This is a genomic window from Anabaena sp. UHCC 0399, from assembly GCF_034931465.1.
Lineage (GTDB): Bacteria > Cyanobacteriota > Cyanobacteriia > Cyanobacteriales > Nostocaceae > Trichormus > Trichormus minutissimus.
In genome coordinates, this window is sequence record NZ_JAYGGZ010000004.1 from 191,176 (window position 1) to 194,077 (window position 2,902).

2 protein-coding genes are annotated in these 2,902 nt (G+C 41.8%); both read right to left on the reverse strand.

Features of this window, described 5'->3' with window-relative positions; genetic code table 11:
• Positions 1 to 78: 78 nt before the first annotated feature.
• Positions 79 to 1,473 carry a UDP-glucose/GDP-mannose dehydrogenase family protein gene (locus VB693_RS03820; protein WP_323265115.1) on the reverse strand — a complete coding sequence of 465 codons (1,395 nt, stop codon included), beginning with the start codon at positions 1,471 to 1,473 and terminating at the stop codon, positions 79 to 81.
• Positions 1,474 to 1,629: 156 nt separating this feature from the next.
• Positions 1,630 to 2,559 (reverse strand): UDP-glucuronic acid decarboxylase family protein, encoded by a 930-nt coding sequence (locus VB693_RS03825; protein WP_323265116.1) that lies wholly within the window; start codon positions 2,557 to 2,559, stop codon positions 1,630 to 1,632.
• Positions 2,560 to 2,902 lie beyond the last annotated feature (343 nt).

Below are 2,902 nucleotides of genomic sequence, written 5' to 3' on the forward strand. Positions count from 1 at the left end.
TAATTCGTAATTAAAGACCGTCTAGAAATCTCTAGGCGGTCTTTAATTGGGATATAAAACTAATTACGTGCTAATTTTCTATCTTCTGCCAACACCTACGTATTGGAATCCTGCGCGGATCATAGTTTCGGGGTCGAGGAAGTTACGACCATCGATAATGACAGGGTTGCTCATCAATTGAGCCATCTTGGTATAGTCAAGAGAGCTAAACTGTTGCCATTCAGTGACTAGTACCAAAGCATCGCAGCCATCAGCCAAACGTTCAGCATCAGTTTCGACTAGCACACCAGAAAGACCATGACGCATTCCTGTTTGGGAAATGATGGGGTCGTAGGCTTTGACCTTAGCACCCAATCGGTTCAGTTGCTCAATTAAGTTGAGTGCTGGTGCATCGCGTAAATCGTCGGTATCAGGCTTGAAGGTTAAGCCTAATAAACCAACAGTTTTACCTTTGAGGATTTTCAAAGCCTGCTGGAGTTTTTCTAGCGCAATCAGGCGTTGACGTTCGTTAACACTAACAGCAGATTTTAATAACTGAGCCTCATAACCATAGTCATCAGCAGTATGAATCAACGCGGAAACATCTTTAGGGAAACAAGAACCACCCCAACCAATACCAGCTTGTAAGAACTTATTGCCAATGCGGGAGTCTAAACCAATACCTTTAGCTACTTGGGTAACATCAGCACCAACGCGATCGCAAATGTTAGCGACTTCGTTAATAAAACTAATTTTAGTCGCGAGGAAAGCGTTAGCAGCGTATTTAATCATCTCTGCTGAACTAAGGTCTGTTGCAAGCACAGGTACGGGAGGTAAAGATTTGTTTTCAGCAAACTTGCGTTCCACAATAGGGGAGTAAAGTTCTTTCATCATGGAGATGGCTTTGGTGCTATTGCCACCCAAGACAATGCGATCAGGGTTAAATGTATCGTATACGGCTGAACCTTCCCGTAAAAACTCTGGGTTACTGACTACATCAAACTGAGGTAATAACTCAGGTAATTTATCGTCAGCAGGTCCACCACCGGCTGTCACAAGAGTCTTTTGACGTTCACCAATACCATCCATTACAATCATCCGTACCCAGTCACCTGAACCGATGGGTACTGTAGATTTATTAACAATTACCTTATAACCACCATTGAGGTTAGCACCAATACCGCGAGCTACAGCTTCAACATAACGAGTATCACTTTCACCAGTTGGCAAAGGTGGTGTACCTACAGCAATAAATAAAATTTCTCCGTGGGTAACGCCAGCAGCTAGATCAGTGGTAAATTCGATCTTCCCACTTTGAATCGCAGACTGCATAATCTCCGATAGTCCCGGCTCGAAAATCGGCGACTGCCCAGACTTCATCAATTTGACTTTTTCTTCGTTATTATCTACACAAATAACATCGTGTCCAATATGAGCTAAACAAGCACCTGTAACTAAGCCAACGTAACCAGTACCTATTACACAAACACGCATTTCTTCAACTCCTCACTTGGTTTGGGGTTATGTTCAAAAACGAAGTAGTCAATAAAACACTGAAACTTTTCTGGGGAACACCGATACTGAAGTACGGGTTACAAATAGGTTCAGTCTGTATCTAGAAGTCGCATCTTTAGAAATGAACTCTAGACACTATTTTTCGACGCGATCGCGGAAATCTTCTATTGTTAGCTTTAATCCTTCTTCTAGGGGAATAGTGGGTTCCCAATTTAACAGGGTTTTTGCTTTTGTGATATCCGGCTGGCGACGACGAGGATCATCAGCAGGTAAAGGCTCAAATTTAATCTCTGAGTCTGGGTTAATTAAATTTTGCACAGCTTGAGCCAATTCTAAAATCGTGTATTCACCGGGATTGCCCAAATTGAGTGGCCCGATGTAATCACTATTCATCAAGCGGATAAATCCTTCCACTAGGTCGGATACATAGCAAAAACTGCGAGTTTGCGAGCCATCACCATAGACGGTTAAAGGTGTGCCTCGCAAGGCTTGAACTATAAAGTTACTGACAACACGCCCATCATTTTCTAACATTCTTGGCCCGTAAGTGTTAAATATACGGACAACTCGAATATCAACTTTATTTTGTCTGTAGTAGTCAAATGCTAGAGTTTCAGCGATTCTCTTACCTTCGTCATAACAGGAACGCAAACCAATAGGATTAACGCTACCTCTATACTCTTCCGTTTGGGGATGAACCTCTGGATCTCCGTATACTTCGCTAGTAGAAGCTAGGAAAAATCTTGCCTTGACACGCTTGGCTAATCCCAACATATTCAGTGTTCCCATCACGTTAGTTTTAACGGTTTTTACAGGGTTGTACTGGTAATGTACTGGAGAAGCTGGACAAGCTAGATGGTAAATTTGATCTACTTCTAACCGAATTGGTTCGGTGATGTCATGGCGGATGAGTTCAAAGTTCGGATGATTCATCCATTTGAGGATGTTACGTTTGTGACCTGTGTAGAAATTATCTAAGCAGATGACTTCATGCCCTTCCGGGATGAGTCGGTCAATCAGATGAGAACCAATAAACCCAGCACCGCCCGTCACCAAAATTCTCATATTTTCTCAGTTACTTACAAAATATTGCTAGTTGTTCTTGATATTGTTAATTTAGAATACCCAGCCTAAGTATGAAAATACAGAAAGAACAGGGGAAATTCAAAACCTAACACTGAAGAATTGAGCAATTTTACTGTGTATTTATTTCTATTACATTATATTGAGTATTACGGCTAATTCATTTAGCAAAATAACAAACATCGTTTAACCTTTGTGCCTGCCTAACTTAGAATTCATCAAATCTTCAACAAGATAAAGTCTTCTTGAGACAAAATTGTAAAGCTTGGGGACTGGGGACTGGTGACTGGGAAGCAGGGGAAGCAGGGGAAGTCGGGGAGAAAAG